14 protein-coding genes and 2 pseudogenes are annotated in these 15,934 nt (G+C 57.6%); 6 read left to right on the top strand and 10 right to left on the bottom strand.

The window, feature by feature from the left end:
- Positions 1-397 precede the first annotated feature (397 nt).
- The 7 genes and pseudogenes from AC1D35_RS26525 to AC1D35_RS26495 all read right to left on the bottom strand — a co-directional run.
- Complete coding sequence (locus AC1D35_RS26525) at positions 398-2,722, bottom strand: beta propeller repeat protein (RefSeq protein WP_477940884.1); 2,325 nt, start codon at positions 2,720-2,722, stop codon at positions 398-400.
- A gap of 135 nt (positions 2,723-2,857) precedes the next feature.
- Complete coding sequence (locus tag AC1D35_RS26520; RefSeq protein ID WP_162765540.1) at positions 2,858-2,995, bottom strand: hypothetical protein; 138 nt, start codon at positions 2,993-2,995, stop codon at positions 2,858-2,860.
- A 94-nt stretch (positions 2,996-3,089) separates the two neighbouring features.
- Complete coding sequence (locus AC1D35_RS26515) at positions 3,090-3,323, bottom strand: hypothetical protein (protein WP_477940881.1); 234 nt, start codon at positions 3,321-3,323, stop codon at positions 3,090-3,092.
- Between the two features lie 328 nt (positions 3,324-3,651).
- Entirely contained in the window at positions 3,652-4,149 is a 498-nt protein-coding gene (locus tag AC1D35_RS26510) for a GNAT family N-acetyltransferase (RefSeq protein ID WP_227705509.1), read from the bottom strand.
- Complete coding sequence (locus AC1D35_RS26505) at positions 4,146-4,442, bottom strand: type II toxin-antitoxin system TacA family antitoxin (RefSeq protein ID WP_477940878.1); 297 nt, start codon at positions 4,440-4,442, stop codon at positions 4,146-4,148. Before AC1D35_RS26505 ends, AC1D35_RS26510 begins: the two co-directional genes overlap by 4 nt.
- A gap of 291 nt (positions 4,443-4,733) precedes the next feature.
- On the bottom strand, positions 4,734-5,372 hold the full coding sequence (locus tag AC1D35_RS26500) for a substrate-binding domain-containing protein (protein WP_477940888.1): 639 nt from the start codon (positions 5,370-5,372) through the stop codon (positions 4,734-4,736).
- 102 nt (positions 5,373-5,474) lie between these two features.
- Positions 5,475-5,639: pseudogene (locus AC1D35_RS26495) on the bottom strand (helix-turn-helix domain-containing protein); the annotation flags it as partial.
- A gap of 226 nt (positions 5,640-5,865) precedes the next feature.
- On the opposite strand from AC1D35_RS26495, the gene AC1D35_RS26490 reads away from it, so the two are divergent.
- The 4 genes from AC1D35_RS26490 to AC1D35_RS26475 are packed head-to-tail and all read left to right on the top strand — an operon-like array spanning position 5,866 to position 10,487.
- Entirely contained in the window at positions 5,866-7,143 is a 1,278-nt protein-coding gene (locus tag AC1D35_RS26490; protein WP_477940876.1) for an ABC transporter substrate-binding protein, read from the top strand.
- A 3-nt stretch (positions 7,144-7,146) separates the two neighbouring features.
- The gene (locus AC1D35_RS26485; RefSeq protein WP_477940875.1) at positions 7,147-8,100 is read left to right on the top strand and encodes a carbohydrate ABC transporter permease; all 954 of its coding nucleotides are present in this window, start codon (positions 7,147-7,149) and stop codon (positions 8,098-8,100) included.
- A complete protein-coding gene (locus tag AC1D35_RS26480; RefSeq protein ID WP_477940873.1) occupies positions 8,100-8,954 on the top strand; it encodes a carbohydrate ABC transporter permease in 855 nt (284 codons plus the stop codon). The genes AC1D35_RS26485 and AC1D35_RS26480 overlap by 1 nt, the downstream gene beginning before the upstream one ends.
- 36 nt (positions 8,955-8,990) lie before the next feature.
- Positions 8,991-10,487, top strand: coding sequence for a sulfatase (locus AC1D35_RS26475; RefSeq protein WP_477940870.1), 1,497 nt, complete (start codon positions 8,991-8,993; stop codon positions 10,485-10,487).
- 486 nt (positions 10,488-10,973) lie between these two features.
- On the opposite strand, the gene AC1D35_RS26470 is transcribed toward AC1D35_RS26475, so the two are convergent.
- Complete coding sequence (locus AC1D35_RS26470) at positions 10,974-11,330, bottom strand: DUF1330 domain-containing protein (RefSeq protein WP_477940868.1); 357 nt, start codon at positions 11,328-11,330, stop codon at positions 10,974-10,976.
- Positions 11,331-11,556: 226 nt separating this feature from the next.
- Here AC1D35_RS26470 and AC1D35_RS26465 point away from each other — a divergent pair.
- Positions 11,557-11,801: pseudogene (locus AC1D35_RS26465) on the top strand (transposase); the annotation flags it as partial.
- Between the two features lie 643 nt (positions 11,802-12,444).
- On the opposite strand, the gene AC1D35_RS26460 reads toward AC1D35_RS26465, so the two are convergent.
- On the bottom strand, positions 12,445-13,590 hold the full coding sequence (locus tag AC1D35_RS26460) for a LuxR C-terminal-related transcriptional regulator (protein WP_477940866.1): 1,146 nt from the start codon (positions 13,588-13,590) through the stop codon (positions 12,445-12,447).
- A gap of 211 nt (positions 13,591-13,801) precedes the next feature.
- Here AC1D35_RS26460 and AC1D35_RS26455 point away from each other — a divergent pair, with 211 nt between their 5' ends.
- Positions 13,802-14,401 (top strand): LysE family translocator, encoded by a 600-nt coding sequence (locus tag AC1D35_RS26455; RefSeq protein WP_477940864.1) that lies wholly within the window; start codon positions 13,802-13,804, stop codon positions 14,399-14,401.
- Between the two features lie 315 nt (positions 14,402-14,716).
- Here the strand turns inward: AC1D35_RS26455 and AC1D35_RS26450 are convergent, their stop codons facing one another.
- The gene (locus AC1D35_RS26450) at positions 14,717-15,838 is read right to left on the bottom strand and encodes an SH3 domain-containing protein (RefSeq protein WP_477940862.1); all 1,122 of its coding nucleotides are present in this window, start codon (positions 15,836-15,838) and stop codon (positions 14,717-14,719) included.
- Positions 15,839-15,934 lie beyond the last annotated feature (96 nt).

Below are 15,934 nucleotides of genomic sequence, written 5' to 3'. Positions count from 1 at the left end.
GTTTCACAAGTTGGCAGCATTCTAGGTTTACCATAGTAAAAGGCTTCATTGTAGTGGCAAGCCCCCAGGGTCCCAAGACGTGAGGAGTTGGTGCCGACGAGCCTTTCCGCCGCATCCTCCTGGTGGAAGCGGTCCTGAACAGATTAGCGTCCGATTTCGCGCTTTCGCCGAAGGGTCGGCCACCGCCACTATTTCTCGACTGTCAATTCCGTCCGATCTGGGGCCGTTAGCGGACCGGCAGTTTCTGGCGTATGCGTAACGATAGCAGCCTTCAACTAGGCGGGGACCGACGTCTCTAGTTGACCGGATATCGCTGAAGAAGTCGGCTGATGTTTGGACGGAACTTATTGAACTTAAGTGATCCCGCTTTGTCTATCGAGGCACATCCAGTGCCCGATCATATCCGAGCCTGCCAGACCGATCTGCCATAGGTCGCGAGAAAGATCGTCCCGCCTTCGCGCCCCGGCACGAATCGCAGGTCGGCTCCATGCGCTCGACGCGGCAACCCCTTGGAGGCACGGGCAAACGTCGCCCCATCGTCCCGGCTGATCCAGACACCGCCATCCTGCGACACCAGCATCGCGCGTTCGACCCGCGTGTGTGGCACAGCCAGTGGCAAGAAGCCGAAGGCCGGCACGTTCGGCAGCCCAGAGCCTTGGGTCGGGGCCCAGCCGCCGCCGTCAAAGGCCAGAACATAGCTCTGGATCAGCGGCGAAATGAGCAGCGGCGCCAGCGCCCCGGGCGGGACGGTGGAGGTCTGCGTCGCACTTGCAAGTGTGGCAAATACGCTGCGGTCGTCGAACCCGGCGATGCGGGTCACCCAGCCGCCTGACATCCTTGTATTTGGCGAGGGTCGGGGCAGTTTGACCGGCTGCTCGGTCAGCACGCCGCTGGCGCTGTCGAGCCCGTAGAAGTGGCCGTCACTGGTTCCCAGCATCACCTGGTCTCCACTGAACGACCACACCGCCGATGTCCATTTCTCGGCAGGACCGGCCCCCAGCCGCTCGAAGTTGTAGGCTGGTGCGTTGCCGCGGTCACTGAACAGCCCGAAAATCTCGGTTCCCGTAGAGGCGACGGCCATCATCAGCCTCCCGTCCCTCTCAAATCGGGGCTGCACGACCGTATCGGCGGCATAATGTTTCAGGCCGGCCGGGTCGCCCGGTTGTGGTATCGTTACCGGCACGACAGCAGACACGCCTGACGGGGTGGTTGCGGTGATCACCTCGCCCATGATGTTATGAACATAGCTGTCGTCGGCAAGAAAGGCATTCCAGCCGCCATCGCCGCCGTCCGCGTGCCGCCAAGGTTCAAGCGGATCAAGCGTACAATAGACATTGCCATTGTCCTGAAGCCCAACCGCCACAAGACCCGGTCGGCCGGTAGAGCCGGCGACGGTTCCGGTGAACTGTCGGAAGAAGTAGCTGTAGCACTGCAGCGATTGCATGCTGCGGTTGTAGTCGCTGCGGAACGCCGGCACACCAGTCAATCCAAGCCATTCGTCAAGGTTGACCTGCACCAGCCCGCCGTCGCTGCCGATGTAAAGAAAACCGATCGAGTCCGGGACCTCTTTGCTGAACATCAGCGCGTGCACGTCGGAGTGGGTGTGCGGACCGCCATCAACAGGTCGCCACTCGCTGCCGCCATCGAGGGTAAGAAACGTCCCACCCTGGCAGCCAAACGCCGCCATACCGGGGTTTTCGTTATGCGCCGAGATGCGATTGGCCCAGTCCGCTCCCAGGTCACCAGCCCGGAAGTACAGCAGATCCAGCGGTCCGGTGGCATTGGCCATCTTCGCCGGGCTATAAACCCAGGTACGCCCAGCATCGCGGGATCGAAGCACCGCGTTAAGCCGCCCATCCGGCCATGCGGTCGAGGCGTAAAGCACCGTGGGTTTGTTCGAACAGCTGGAGACAGAGGTCGTCCCGGCGTTCTGGTAATAGATGGCGGTGGCGTCGTTGCCGTCGTCGAATGATATCCCGACATGGCGCAGAACGAGGTCCGCGCCTTCCCAACCACCAGCATAGATCCCGCCGCCCTTGTAGCCGCCGGCAACCACGCGAAGGGCCRCCAGACGCTCCTGCGCGCGAAGGGGCTCATTTAGCAGGGCGGCGCCAGCCAGATCCCAGAAGCCTTGTTTGCTGGTCGGGCCATCAATCACCGCTTCTTTCCAGACATAAGGCGCGCGCGGCGGATCTGAAACGCCAAATCGCGGGGCTGGAATGTCCGACCACCAAATCCCGCCGGTATCGTCCGGTTGTTCCCGGCCGCAGGCGACAATGATCTTGCCGACTGCACTTAGCACCAGAATCTTGGTCACTAACCCGGCGGTTACAGGTAGACCGGGCGTCACCGGCAGCCAGTTGAACAGAGGCGCAAACGTTGAAAGATCGGTCTCCATAATTACCGGCGCAACGGCAGTTCTGTTTGGATCGTTGCCATAACGGGCAGCACATCCCGCATAGAGGTGCCGGGCCCCGAATGGCCCGACTGCAAGGGCAGAGATATCGGGCGCGTCCCAGCTATCGCTCAACTGGATCGGATTTGAGCTGCCGACTACTACCCAGACGCCACCGGTCTCGGTCGCGACGACTACCGAATCCGCAGTGTCCTGAAGCGGCACCACCTCGGTGATATGGCCGCTATGCCACGCGTTCTGATCCGCATCGATCTCAATGCCTAAAAAGTTGGCCTGATGCCAGTCTATGGTAGGATCATCAGTCATGACGACGGTCCGCTGTTATCAACTACAACTGGTCTATCCATGCGGAAATCGGGCCGACTGCAGCAACCTGCAAATCAACGATCACAACCTCAAAGGGAATGTCGCCGCCGGTGGCGCGACAAGCCTCCGCGTCTTTCAACTGGTCCGACGGGCGCGGACATAAAGATATCCAGCAGCGGCGCAGACGACTACGAAAGCAATTATGTAGAGCAGTTCAGTGCTGCCGTCCCCACCGTCGGGAGATATCCCAAACCAGCGCTCGATGAAATCCATGCCGCACTCCATCCGCGCACGAGGATCGCATAGAGTAGAACATCAAACACATTAGAAGGCAAGTTGCCTGGTTTGAGCGAAAGGAAGATAGCGCTCATGCTATCAACTCGATCACGCGGCTTTCCCCCACCTCGCCATGCCGGCAACCTTCAACCATCAGCTCCAGCTCGACAGTCATGCCCAAGGAAGTGCGTTCAAGCACATATGCCGATGAGCGGTATTTCGAATTTAATATGAGAAATTCGATGTGGCATCGCAAGCCGTGAGCAGGCTGGTCTACAATCACATGGCACTCCTGACTTGGGCGGTCGTCAATTCCAAGCGCCATGTGAAAGCCCCTTCCAATTTGCCGGGCAACTCCTTGTGGACATTCATCATCAGTGAGTGTCTATGAATCTCCGCCGGCAACGTCAGCTCTTGGTGAACGGCAGATGCAACCTGAATGGCCGAGATGAGGGCGCAAAGCGGTCGTCCCTGCGCTTGGCTGCGACGCCGCTTTTTAAAGACGACAAGCCACTGCCAACAAAATCGGATCTGTTGATGTGAAGGGATTAGAACTCGCGGCCCTCATTTAATGTCGGGACCTTCTGCCAAAAATTCATCGAGTTAGAAGCGAGATGGAATGCCATTCAACCGAAACTTTTGATGAGTTCCGCCTAAGGGTTCAGCGCATTATTGAGGTCATGCAATCCGACCATCAGCATCATGGGGTCGGAAGGAGAAGACAGGAAGCCGACGGCCTCATAGAAGGCACGTGCGTCATCTGAAATCGCATGAACGAGCATACCTCGGATGCCGAGTACTTCAGCGGCATTGAGCAGGCGCAGGCCCGCGTCGCGGACCAGTGCCCTGCCGATACCACGCCCCTGGTAAGATTGATCAATGGCGAGGCGACCAAGCACAGCGACCGGAATTGGATCAGGCATATTGCGCCGAAACCGGCCAGGCGCTTCCGGCTGTTTCACGGCGCCGGAGGCGAGTGCGTAATAGGCGATGACGCGGCTCTCGTCGCACACGACGAAGGTCCGCGATGCCCCGCTTGCTTGATTAGAACGAGCGCGGCGTCGCAGCCAGTCGTCCAGTTCGGCGACGCCAGAATTGAATTCAGCCAGTTCATGATGTTCGGCCAGGGGTGCCGGTGCGCTGAGGGTCACGCCTCATCCCACGGTGCTTTGGTCGACATGGTGCGTGCTAAACGCTCATTGGGCTGCGTGGGTGCATCGAGCCGGGCAAGGTATTCAGCATAAATTTCGGGGCTTACCGTGAAGATACTGCGGTCGAGCAGCACTTCCTCGGCTCGGCGCTCGGAAGCTTCCAACATGAAATCCGTTCGGGTCTTGCCAAGCAACTCAGCGGCGCGATCGATCAAGTTGCGGGTCGCAGGCTTGATACGCATATTCAGCGGCACGCTTGCGTCCGAGCTTTTGCTCGTGTGTGAGGTCGGCATGGCAAACTCCTGTTTGCACCTACATAGCGTAACGACAATGCCTTTACAAGGTCCGTAAAGGCATTGTCGTTACACAGTGCGCCGCACCCCTAATTCGCAGCATCTAAGCTCTTGAAGGAATGTGAACCTCAAACCCATGCATCTGCTCGTTGCTCACGAGGCCTAAGTCTCTGTATCGACAGCGGTTCGCTTAACTTTCTCATTCGGCAGCCGTCTTTGCCGGTTCTAATGACGAGATGCGTGGCAAGAGGAACTGCGAAGAGGGGTCTGCACGCGGAGGTCTCCCCACTGCTAAGTCGCCGCCTCTTGTACGACTGGAAGCTTGAGCAAACCCACTTCAGCCCTCACCAGCCTCAGAAAATCTCGCACAACAGACTTCTCGGCCGCGGCGGGAGCGTAGATCGCGCCGGATGCTTGGATACCTCCGGGATCACCTACGTTTATATCGACGATCCCGAGCGCGTTGAAAAGGTCGCGGAACCCACTGGATGCCGCCATCAAATACGACGAACCGCGTAGCACAAGCAGAGCCTGAGGCATCGAATCCGCTCTGACCGCAAAATTCCTCACAAATGTCTTCAACATGTTTGGGCCATCGTCGTCACCATAGCCCGGACTGATCCACCTTTGCTCGAGAAGAGCGTCAACTCCCACGTCGACCGACGTCGCCAGTCTATGGTTCCGATCGCAATAAACGAAGGTGCCCTGACGGACGAGCGTTTCGAACTCTACCTGCATCACAGCCTCGTATTTGTAGCTCAGCGTGCCGAAGACCAAGTCATATACGCCGCGGCGGAGCCCCTCGAACCGGCTTCCGTCATCGGCGATCTTCACTTCGACGAGGACGTCCGGGTGGCTCTTGCTGAATTCCTGAATGATACGCGGTAGGATTACCAAGCCCCATAGATCGCCGGTCGCGATCCGGATCACAGCTTTCGCCCGTCCGCGCAGGTGGTCGATCTCGTCGCGGGCTTCATCTAGGGCCGGAAGTATTCTTACCGCCCGGCTATAGAGAGYAGACCCGTAGGCACTGAGTTCGACACCGGCTCCTGTTCGGGTGAACAAAGGGACCCCGTAGGAATCCTCCAGCGCCTGGATAGCTCGCGATAAAGCTGGTTGCGAGATGTTTAGTCGCTTCGCTGCCCTTGATATCGATCGCTGATGTGCGACTTCCACAAATTGCCTAAGCTCTTTCATACTTCACCCCATGCAAATTGTGCATATCGTATAGCATGTTTGCATTTGACGAAACGTCCGCCAGCTATATTGTACACGTAATATGTAGACTAATCGCCGCCGTATCATAATGAATAACTATCTGACGGTGCTACATAAATTTTTGTGGGATCGGTGGAAGCTCGTTTAAAGTTGTCGGCGAGCACGCGACGATAGCGTCGTGCATCGACGGATGGGGAGGAAGAATATGCTTAAGAAGCGCATAGCTATGGTTTTCTATTCCGCTGCCTTCAGCGCGATGGTTATGTCATCGTCGGCAGGCGCGCAGGAAAAAGTTGAACTTGTCTTCCGCCAATTCGATCCTCCGACGGAAATCCAGGGCCTCGTCGCGGCTGTCGATGCATGGAACAAAGAGCACCCAGACGTTCAGGTGAAGCTCCAGACGATGTCAGGCGGCGACACACTTGCTCAATTGGCGCGCGAAGTACCGGCGGGTGCCGGTCCAGATGTGCAGCAACTTGCTTTTGTTTGGACACGCGATCTCGCCAAATCGAAGCTTCTACTTCAACTTGATCGACTGATAGCCGAAAAGAGCCCGGGCGCGGGAATAAAGGACTTCCTGGCACTCGACCTCGCGACGCTTGATGGCAAGGTTTTCGGGGTTCCGTGGACGGCCGACACGTTCTCGATGGCATATCGTCCAGACCTGTTGAAGGCGGCTGGCGTCGCGCGTTTCCCCGATACATGGGATTCACTGGCTGAGGCATCAAAAAAACTGGCAGCGGCGGGCGGCGACCAGTATGGCTTCTGCTTTCCCGCGGGGAGCTCCCCCGACAGTGGAATGTGGATACTGGCGAACTATTACCTGTGGAGCAACGGGACAACGTTCGTCGATCAGGACAGCGCCGGAAAATGGACGGTCTCAGTCACTCCCGAGGAACTCGCGAAAACAATTGACTACTTCAACAATTTCTTCGTTGACGGCACTGCTCCAGAGAACCTGATCACCGTCAATGCGTGGGGTGATCCCGAATTGGTAGGCGGTCTTGGCCGTGGCGACTGCGCTATAACATTTTTCCCGCCGCAGACCTTCAGGGCGGCCGAGAAGCAGTCGGAAACTCCGTTACTGACGGCTCCCATTCCCAAGGGAGCTGCCAAGCGGATCTCGCATCTCGGTGGCCGCGCACTCGGGATAAATCCGAACAGCAAGCATCAGAAGGAGGCTTGGGAGTTCATCCAGTATCTGACCGGCCCTGAGACTTTCAAGACCTACAATCAGTATCCCGCTCAGAAGTCGCTCCTTTCTAAGCTTGTATTTCCGGCTTCCGAACAGGGTTACGTCGAGATGTTGCCCGTGGCGCAGACATTCGAACGGTATATTTCTTCGCCAATCCCGGTCTCCAGCATGACGGCATTGGTCAACCGCGAGTTCGGCGCTGTGTTCTCAGGCCAACGCAACTCCGAAGAAGCTGCGAACGCGATCATTAAGCAACTCAACGAACTCCTCGCCCGCGGCAAGGGTTGATCCATGGTTGTGCTTACGTCGGGCAGCAGGCAATCATCCGGCAAGATAACGGCTGGTTATTTGCCACCGGCGCTAGAGCCCTACGCCTTGGTGCTGCCCGCGATGCTCATCCTGGCGTTCTTCTTTGCAGGTCCGGCCCTTTATAATATTGCCCTCAGTTTCCAGAACGTGAGCCTTTTCGAACTGGGGCAATCGAACGAGTGGGTTGGTTTAGCCAACTTCGCCGCTGTGTTGACAGGCGGCGGGCTTGGCGCGGCATTCTTCAATACGGCGGTCATGCAGACCTTGGTCACGGTGGTACTTCGCCTTCTGTTCGGACTAGGGCTGGCGATCCTCTTGAATGCCGATGTCTTCAAGCGTTGGCGGCTCGGGTGGCTCGTCCGTTCTCTGGTTCTTATCCCGTTCGTCACCCCACCCGTTGTCGCGGTTGCAGCATGGAAGTGGCTCCTCGATCCCCGCTACGGCGCAATCAACCAACTGCTTTTGTCGCTCGGTTTCATCGAACGCGGCATTCCATTCTTGTCGAGAACGTCGACCGTTTGGGGTGCGATCGAAGCGATGCTTATCTGGCGGGAGCTGCCGTTCGTGGTCATAACTTTCCTCGCCGCCCTTCAGTCGATACCCAGGGAACTCAAGGAATCTGCTCGTATCGACGGCGCGTCCGAGTTTCAAATCCACATGCGCATCGTCCTGCCGATGCTGAAGCCGGTTATTGCGGTTGTGGCGCTATTGACCACGATCTGGACCTTCAACAACTTCGTCTATGTGTGGCTGGCAACGCGCGGCGGTCCGGGCGATTACACGCAGGTTCTCGCGACCAAGATGTACACGGTATCGTTCGTCGATTATCGGGTCGGCGAAGGTGCGGCGATCGGCGTATTGATGAGCATCATGATGTTCGCATTTGCGCTTGGCTATCTGGCTGTGCTGTCCCGAAAAGGTAAGGAGACGGCGTGATGCAGGTTCACAGCAGTCGCCGCGCCCGTATCGGTCTGGCGAAGGACCTGGCCACCGTCGTCTTCGGCATTGGTTTGCTCCTCGTTCTGGCCTTTCCGTTCATCTGGGTGGTCCTCATTTCCTTCCGCCCCGATCGGGAAATCTTCACGCGTACGTTTCGCCTGTTCACGACAGTAACGCTCGATAACTACTATGCCCTGATCGAGAACTCTCCCTTTGGAGCCTACCTGAAGAACAGTATCGTCGTCTGTTCGATTTCGACGATCTTGGCTGTGGCCATCTCATTGATCGCGGCTTATGGCTTTTCCAGAAATCGCAACTTTCGGGGACGTGGCGTTCTCCTCTTGCTGGTCGTATGCACGCAGCTTTTCCCCTACGTGATCCTGATCACCCCCCTCTATTCAATGTTCCTCAATCTCGGGCTTATCGACAATCCGATCAGTCTTGTCCTGTCCTACACCGCCATGAACCTGCCCTTCGCGATCTATCTACTTCTGAGCTATCTCGACACTATACCACAGGACCTGGATGAAGCCGCAAAACTGGACGGCGCTTCCACCATGCAAATCATCTTCAAGGTGATTCTCCCGATCGCCTGGCCAGGGGTCGTGACGGTCGCGGTCAACGCTTTCGTCTCTGCCTGGGATGAGTTTTTGTTCGCCTTGACACTGATGACATCGGACGAAAAGAAAACAGTCCCTGTCGGGCTCGCCGGCTTTTTTGGCGAGTACACAACGCAGTGGAACCTGGTCATGACCGCCTCGGTGATCTCCACCCTGCCAACGCTCATCCTCTTCATGTTCTTGCAGCGAAAGCTCGTCTCCGACCTCGCGGCAGGCGCAGTCAAACTATAGCAATCCGTTCTCCTGAAATCCCGATGAAGGTATGCCATGAACATCATTCTCGTGCTGATAGACAGCGTCAACCGCAGTGCTCTCTCAGCTTATGGCGGAACTGAATTTGCGACGCCGAATATCGAAGCATTCGCGAAGCGTGCTTGCCGTTTCGACAACCATTTCGTCGGAAGCCTTCCGTGCATGCCAGCGAGACGAGAGATTTTCGCCGGGTTCAGCGGCATGCAATGGAGGCCCTGGGGGCCGCTTGAGCCATTTGACCTCCGCCTGCCCAAACTGCTCGAGGCCGCCGGCTACACAACGGCAATCGTTACCGATCACTACCATTATTGGGAAGAGTCCGCGAACGGCTATATCCAAAGCTTCCAGGGCGCCGAGTTGATACGCGGCCACGAACTTGACTTCTGGAGGCCACTGACGCCTGAGAAGGAACTTCCAACCTGGGTCAAGAACATAGAGAAATGGCGACCAGGATACGGCCATCGATATTATTCGAACGTCCACCAGTTTGAGGACGAGACCGATTTTTTCCCTTCAAAGGTGATGACGGCAGCCGCCGACTGGCTGAGGAAGCCGAAAGCTTCAAAACCGTTTTTCCTTCAAGTGGAATCGTTCGACGTCCACGAACCTTTTGATGTACCCGAGCCCTATGCGTCACTTTATGGCGACGCCTCTGCACGAGACCGCTTCACCCTGTGGCCGCCATATCAGGATGCCGCCCGCCAGGCGGAATTCTTCGCCCAGGCATCTCCCGAGGAACTTGCTTTCGTTCGTTCACAGTACGGCGCGAAACTTACGATGACCGATCGCTGGTTCGGTAAGCTGCTTGAGACTTTGGATGATCTCGATCTTTGGAAAGACACGGCGGTTATCGTTACGACAGACCATGGCCATGACCTCGGCGAGCGCGGCGGCTATGGGAAGCAGTTTCCGCATTTCGACAGCCATGCAAATATTCCTTTATTGGTCTGGCATCCTGGCCTTCCGGGAGATGGCGGCAACGTAACGTCACTGACGTCGACAGTTGACATCTTCGCGTCCGTTCTCGAAATGGCGGACGTCACTCGTCCCGCCCAATCACATTCCCACTCCTTCGTCCCGCTGCTGGCGGGCGATGCGTCGGGAGCTCGAAACACCGTTATCTATGGAACTTTCGGCCAGGGTTTCTGCTGCACGGACGGTCAATGGACGCTAATCCAGTCGCCTGACCGCACAAAACCGCTCCATGCCTACTCGACCATGATCCCGACCACGATCGACCAGCAGGATCGCGCCATCGACCATGGAAACTACATCCCGGGAGTTTCGATGCCTCAGTGGAAGATYCCTATCTCGCCTGATGGTCCAGCGGATCGAAGAGCGCTGGACAGCGAGCCGCTGCTTTACAACCGTCTGCTCGATCCTCAACAGCAAACCAATCTATGGGCCGAAGAGAAGGACCAAGCAACACGCATGCGGCGTTTGATGCTCGATCAATTGGCAACATACGGCGCGCCGCCAGAACTTTTTCAAAGGCTTCAACTGGCTGACTAAAACAAATGCTGTCCGTTGGCATGCCTCGCTTAGCCAAGCTGAACTGCCGCGCATCCGTGATGATAGCTTTCAATCTTCTGTATTTCACGGACACGACCTGACGAGGACCGAACTATCAACGCGCCGGCGGTAACGCCGTGGTCTTCAGGTATTGTCTAGGAAACGGGAATGACCGTACCGAATGGAGGCCTGCGGAGATGAGACCGCACGGCCCGCGGAATACGTCGAGTGGCTTGTGGATGCGTCCTATCTTCGGGAGCCGGCTGACGTGGAGCGCCTGCGCGAAGGCCTGCGGCTTGCTGCTCTGCCAGCATGACACTAGTGCGGGCTGCAATCGACTTGCTCAGAGGCGATGCCGCGCATAGCGTCGCCCGAAGCCGAGGTCCATTTACCTCCTTCACGACGAGCGGAGATCCAGTGGAGCGTTGTCCGGGCTGCCGCGCGGGCCTGCGCGGCAGCCGCCGATCTCGTTTATCGGAGGCCTGTTTAGGGCTTGAGAGGTTGCAGGACGATATCGGCGAGCGCGGATTTTCCGATCTGGAACGCCACCTGGTACTCCGGGTCTTCCACCATCTCCTTGAACGCGGTCCGCCTGGGATATTGCACCAGCAAGACGGCATCCCATCCCTGCGCCTCGCCAGTTGTCAGTATCTCCAGACCATCACCGCGGAACAGGATCTTGGCGCCGAAGCGAGCGAGAATCGGTCCTGCCATTCTCAGGTACTCGAGATGCCGTTCCCGACCACCGTCGGGGACGAATCGAAGAAGGTTCAACATCACTACGGGGGCATCGTCCTCTTCAGCCAGAAAATTGGCAAAGACGTCGGGTGAAAACGCAACCATTAGGCTTTCCTTTCCTCAGGCGCCATTCTTGCGCCGCCGTGAAGATTAAATCCGTGGTCCGTCAGTAACTGTCAGGAACGCCAGTTTCGATCCTGCGCCAGCCAGCGCCTTATGAGCGAGGATCAACGGTGAAGTGACGGAAGGCCGACCTGTTCTCGTACCAAGCGGCCAAGATGCGTCCGTCGTGAAAATAGACGGCGTGTTCGGCCAAACCATGCGCTCCGACGATGCGACTTATCTCAAGGTCCGGCGTGGCAGACGCATCGTCTCCGTCGCGGTGATCATCGCCTCGGCGTCAACACCGATGGTCTACGCGAAGTGCCCGGCTTGGAAATCGGTACCTCTGAGGCTGAGCAGATCTGGACGGAGTTCCTGCGTAGGCTTACACGGCGCGGTTTGCGTGGTGTCAAGCTCGCCGTGTCCGATGCGCACGAAGGCATCAAAGCCGCCGTGTCAAACGTCCTTTCCGCTGGACTCGGCGACACAGCAACCTTTGCTTTCGGAGTGCCCGCCTGCTTCTTTCGGGAGTCTCCCTTGTGTGAGCGTTTTCCGGATTTGCGCGAGAAAACCACCTTTCCGTCAGGAGCCGCCACGCGAGCGACGCCGTTCACGCTTTCAAACTGAACGGAGAGCAGGGCCCAGATAGGAGCGCAGACGCCTGGTGCTTTCGTGTGGGCGGTAAGACAGGCACCGCGCGTAGGTTGGCAATGGCAGCGAGGTTCCCGTCTGAATTTCAACGCTTTTCAGGCCGCCTTAACGGTTGATGTTCCGTAGTAAGTTGTCCTGACGTTTTGTGACGTACTCCGAACGGGCTAGAACAATCTGACGATGTCGGCTCAAACTACCGCGCCTATGGTGCGTGATATCGTCAGGAGAATTGATCCAATGCTCGGTGTCGAGCCGCGATTCGGCAATGGCAGCACCCGGTGTGAATTTGCAGAAAACTAGAAAAACGAATTTCCGCGCTCGATGCCCAGAAACGGTGCTGTTAACTTCGTCGATTTTCCGGTTTTAAGGCATTGTCGGGCGGAGTTGGCAGAGACCGGCTGCTTCGCTTGCGAGGACGCTGTTGGCACCTATGCTTGGCCGGTAGCCACTTTGTGCGACGTTCGGATTAAGGGCGGGCAGCCAAGACGAGGCGTATGAGACCCGCGCGGCGGCTGACACCCATCTTCGCGAAGATCGCAGACAGATGCTTCTTGATGGTGTTCGGCGAAACCCCCAGCGCGCTCGCCATCTCCGCGACGGTGTGAATGTCCAGTGCGGCCTGAAGAACGCGCATCTCGGAGGGCGTCAGGCCATAAAGGTTTGCACAGGCCTCAACTCCGGATCTCGGCACGGCCTCCGCGCGGCGCACGAACAATGCTGCACGCGCCGACCGACCGACCCGCTCGAAGGCGGCTTGCGTCTGCGAATGCGGCGCCAGTTGCATCAGAGAGGCGATCCATTCGCCGCCCTGACTGTCGATCAACTTGATCAGCGCAGGACGGTCTAGAAGAAGTTGCTCCGGCTGCCCACGATCGCCCGACAACACCTCGCGAAGCAGGCGATGGGCGTTGGGGTCGGAGAGTGTTAGGCCGAACGCGTCGTCGCGGACGATGTCGCCCATGGCTAGAAGCGATTGCGCACTCTGGTTAGTCCAGGTCACTCGGCCGCCTGGATCGAGAATGAACACGCCGGCCTCCACCCGGTTCAGCGCCGCTTCCAGCGAGAGAATACGCTTTTCGTGTCTGCCAAATTCGCGGCGAATTAGGGCGGAGCGTTGCAGATGCGGCGCCAGCCTCTTCAGCCTCACCCGCAAGTTCTCGTCCACGAGACCATAGCCATCGCCAGTAATGACTGTGAAAGCCGCGGCGCTGGCCTCGTAGCGTTGAATGTTGAAGATGGCCGCGTCCAGAAAGCCTTGCGGAGCTGCCCATTCACGAAAGAAACGGCTGGCCTGAAACTCTTCTGAGGGCACGAGATCACGGCTCGAAAACACGTCTCCCGGTTTGATGAAGATTGACGCCGGGTAGGTGGGATTGAGGGTGACGAATTTCTCACGATACAAGCGGAGGAAATCTGGCGCGATCCCCCAGGAATAGACGGTCTCGCCCATCCCGTTGGTCGCATCACGCCAATAGATGCGAGAAGCGCTGCCGCCAGTATAGTCACAGATCTTCTGTAGCGTCTCCGGCCAAATCGCCTCATCGAGAATAGTATCGTAGATCAGGCCGATGATCTCCGATAACCCGTCCAGCTCCGATGTTGAAGGTTTCATCCAAACGCCCCGACGCGTGACCGACGCTAATCTTGCCGTGAAACGATAACGTGGTGCTGAAATTTTAACAAGCACTACTCGTTCAGGTGACGCAGAGCCGAAATCAGGATGATCTTCTTGTGATTGTGACGTGTCGATCGTCAAAACAAGAATGCCAAGGGGGGTGCMATTTAAAGGAGCGCATTCTCAGGGAACACCGAGAGGGGTGGGTGTGGATCATTTTATCTCAAGCTTCGTCTTCGGGCTGTCGATCGCTATGCCGTTCGGGCCGGTCAGCATGATGTGCCTGGAGCAGAGTCTCGTGCGAGGGGTGGGACCTGGTTTGGCAAGTGGTGCAGGCGCAGCAACGACCCACGGTCTCTATGCGACCTTAGCGGTATTTGGTGCCCATGTCTCGGCCGCACCCTTCGCCGGCTTTCAAACGCAATCTGATTTTTTCTCGGGGATGGTCTTTGTGCTGATAGGTATATGGACGCTATTCCGACACCCTAGTGCCCGGGACAACAAGACACGAACCAAGGGTGAATTCAGTTCATTTTTTGCCGGTGCGGGGTTGGCACTGGMGAACCCTATGACGCTGCTGCCCTATCTCGCCTTCGCCGGCTCCCTCGCGCTGACCGATGAAATCGGCGGACTCTTCCACATCCTGATCGTCTGCGGTGTGGGCCTCGGCACGCTTTCCTGGTACTGGACTATGAGCGGATCAGCGCGGCTCTTGCGCCAGCGCCTCCCGAGCCAGCTTCTCACGCACCTCCACCTCGTAGCGGGGCCGGCCTTAATCGCAATGGGCATCGTGACGACACTGCGGTAACTCTCTTGCCGTCTCGATACATGGCATACCGTCCTGCCAGGCATCGCCTTGGGGCTTTTAGAATCCGAACGACTGAACATTATGAAGAGAGGTTGGAACTGGGTGTATTCGGCGACCAGTTTCATGGGTTCGTCGGCGGATTCGAACTCGCCTTTGATAAGAAGCAATCGCTCACCCTCTTTGAGGGTCAGCCGCTCGTAAGTAACCGTTGCAGAAGCGCCGCTGGCGATGAACAAGCCAACGACTATCGCCAGCGACCACGCCGCGGCGGCGCGCCTGAGCGCCCATTTCCAACGCAATGGCACCGTTCCTCGATCACTCGCAGCACACTTTCCGCACATAGGTATTGCCGATGGTCACCATCGAGTCCTTGGCAATAAGGCCATGACCTTTAAGTGCTGTAGAGACATCCTTGGCTTCCTGTTCGGCGTAGACGTCCTTTAAGGTAACGGCAAACCAGCCGTTGGCGGCAAGATGGGCAGATAGCGGAACCGGTGACTTTCTGACGAATGCCTCCGCCTCCGGAAGCGAGCTGAAGCTCCTTACCTGGACATACCTGCCCTCGCCTGCATCTTCCTCGAACTGCGCTACGTGAACCCAGGTATAGTGCATAAAGCCAACTCTGCCCGCGACCGCGACCTGATACCAGTCACCACGCACTTCGAGGATTTGTACCGCGGCGCCGTTGCGAGCTTCGCCGACGTCCTTTGCGTCCGGATTTCCCATCATCTTGATCGGCGCCCGCCCCTTCGGATGACGAACCAACCCGTCGCGGGCGATCGGGACCTCCAGAGAAGGTTCCACCTTGGCTTGCACGCCGGAGCGCGTCTGTGGCGCGGCGGTTGGCGTGTCAGGAATGGCTTCCGACGTGGCCAACGGCGCTGCGTTCGGCGTAGTAACCCTGAACTTTTCCATCTCGCTGCCGGACAGGTAGCGGATATCGTTGCTGTCATACGAAAGCGATAGCTGGAGGAGAACGGGATCGACGCCCATCTCGGACATGTAGCCGATTATCTCGGCCGTCGTCTGTTGCACGGCCGAGACCGCGTCATCGATCGGGATGCCGGTGCTGTCGCTGAACGAGGATTTGTGAACACCGATCGACCCGGGCTCGGCGATACGGGTTGCGCCGCCGAGAAAGGCGAGCGAGCAGGCCGAAGCGCATTCGGCCTTTCTAGCCTGAACGGTTGATAGTCCGAGAGACCGGATGAGCCTCCCCAATTCCATGGCCTTCGCGACATTGCCGCCGGGGCTATCGAATCCGACCGCAAACAGGTGCCCGCGGGTAGCCAGGTCCCGAAACTGAGAGAGATCGTCGGAGTATTCGAACGAGCCGCTGATAATGGCAAATTTGCTGCCGCTGTCCGTCTGATGCACATCATAGGAAAGCTTTGCCTCGGCGCTCGCGGCGGCAAAACCAATGGAAATCGCGATCAACCTGACCGAAAAGCGTACACACATACGACTAACCCTAACGAAAGGAAAAGAAAGCCATAATCGCGCTTTGGTCGCAAGTAGTCCGGACAGCTTCCA

This window comes from Rhizobium sp. P1_E6 (genome assembly GCF_056405875.1).
Note: the sequence above shows the minus strand (reverse complement) of the source record. Positions and strands in the feature narration are given on the sequence as shown.